The sequence below is a fragment of the Halomonas sp. genome (assembly GCF_033549285.1).
Classification (GTDB): Bacteria; Pseudomonadota; Gammaproteobacteria; order Pseudomonadales; family Halomonadaceae; genus Halomonas.
Genome location: NZ_JAWSUJ010000207.1, coordinates 1 through 576, shown reverse-complemented (window position 1 = coordinate 576; position 576 = coordinate 1). Strand labels below are relative to the sequence as shown.

At 49.7% G+C, this 576-nt stretch carries 1 protein-coding gene; it reads left to right on the top strand.

Annotation, left to right across the window (positions count from 1 at the left end):
* Positions 1-107 precede the first annotated feature (107 nt).
* The gene (gene tnpA / locus SCI24_RS21450) at positions 108-539 is read left to right on the top strand and encodes an IS200/IS605 family transposase (protein WP_087721126.1); all 432 of its coding nucleotides are present in this window, start codon (positions 108-110) and stop codon (positions 537-539) included.
* The last annotated feature ends 37 nt before the right edge of the window (positions 540-576 follow it).

Below are 576 nucleotides of genomic sequence, written 5' to 3'. Positions count from 1 at the left end.
AATAAATAAGGTAATCCCCCGGCTTTGCCGGGGGACTACCCGAGGTTTGACCGTGTGATGCGGTCAAAGGGAACCTCCAATCTCGGCCAAGAGATAGGAAGTTCCCAATGAGAGAGTACCAGAGTCTTGCTCACACAACATGGAACTGCAGGTATCATGTCGTGTTCATCCCCAAAAAGCGAAAGAAGGCGATCTTTGGTGGTATCCGAAAACACCTTGGCGAGGTGTTCCATGAGCTGGCAAGACAGAAGGAGTGCCAGATCGTAGAGGGGCACCTGATGCGTGATCACGTTCACATGTGTATCAGCATCCCTCCGAAGCACTCGGTGTCACATGTGGTTGGTTACATCAAAGGGAAGAGTGCGATATCTATAGCCAGAAATTTCATGGGTAGATCGCGAAATTTCTCTGGTGAAAGCTTTTGGGCGAGAGGTTATTTCGTCTCGACAGTAGGGCTTGATGAAGGAATGGTAAGGGCCTATATCCGAAATCAGGAAAAGGTGGATGAGCATTATGATCAGCTCAAGTTTGGAATGTGAGGCAGCCGCCTTCAGGCGGCTCAGATTCTTGCCCCTT